The sequence below is a fragment of the Vibrio sp. 2130-1 genome (assembly GCF_033339515.1).
Map to the genome: position 1 here is coordinate 1 of NZ_JAWOUT010000445.1, position 613 is coordinate 613.

Sequence of the window (613 nt, forward strand, 5' to 3'; positions counted from 1 at the left end):
TTCCGCATCCACCATTCTGCTGGTCATGTTTGCAATACCACGAATTTGCATTTCACCAGCTAGCGCATCCATCACAATATCATTGGTGATGAACACACCATCTTGGATTTTGCCTGTACCCGTGATGGAGTTGAACGCCATGCCTTTGTCGAATACGTCGGTAAAATCGAGCTGCATCTTACGAATGATGGAGTCCAAGCTAAATAAGCCAAGCAAACGCGCCGCGCCGCTGACTTCACTCACGACTCCTTTGCCAAACTCCGTCGAGACATTCCCCTGCAAGGTTGGTGTCTTCATCGACCAAGGCGCACCATCCCAATTCATATTGGCGTTGATCTCAAATGGCGCTTGCTGGATCCCAGACGTGATACCAAAACGCTCCATCAGATCCGTGTTGTTATCGCCTTTCATTGTTAACGTCAGATTGGAATGGCTACGATCTTTGGTCAGCTCCCACCAACCATTCATATCGATGCGGTTTTTGCCGCTACTGAAGGTAATGTTTTTCCACTCCAAACGATCATCTTGACGCTGTAAGTCGATATTCACTTTGCCAACCTTGTAACCTTGCAGCCAAAAATCGTCGATGTTCAACGTTAAGTTTGGCATCTCT

At 47.3% G+C, this 613-nt stretch carries 1 protein-coding gene; it reads right to left on the reverse strand.

The annotated features are described in order from the left end of the window. A partial coding sequence (locus tag R7Q09_RS26740) for an AsmA-like C-terminal region-containing protein (RefSeq protein WP_318144022.1) occupies positions 1-613 on the reverse strand: 613 nt, incomplete at both ends.